General features: G+C 49.8%; 1 protein-coding gene. It reads left to right on the top strand.

Going from position 1 to position 321, the window contains the following annotated elements; all coding sequences use genetic code 11:
- Window positions 1-73: 73 nt before the first annotated feature.
- Window positions 74-321: cation:dicarboxylate symporter family transporter (locus A6R74_RS22085; protein WP_240488130.1), on the top strand; the 248-nt coding region annotated here is incomplete at its 3' end.

The following is a 321-nucleotide window of genomic DNA, read 5'->3' as shown; positions in this document are numbered from 1 at the left end:
GGGATCCGGCATGCAGCTCGACGGATCGTAAACTTTCGACGTACCGGAAAACCCCGGCTTCACCAGTGTTCTCTTGAACATTGTCCCGTCGAATATCATCGCGGCATTTAGTGAGATGAATTTGCTCGGCATCATCTTCACTGCATTCGCATTCGGCATCGCGCTTTCTTATATGAGAAGCTCTGCGGAATTTAGCGAGCTCGGCAATCATTTGATGAAAACCGTGAACGCTTTAAACGAAGCAACATTGCTCGTCTTACGAGCCATTCTTCAATACGTGCCGATCGGCATTTTCGCCATCATGGCGGAGACGGTCGGTTC

The organism is Halomonas sp. ALS9 (assembly GCF_001651035.1).
Lineage (GTDB): Bacteria > Pseudomonadota > Gammaproteobacteria > Pseudomonadales > Halomonadaceae > Vreelandella.
Note: the sequence above shows the minus strand (reverse complement) of the source record. Positions and strands in the feature narration are given on the sequence as shown.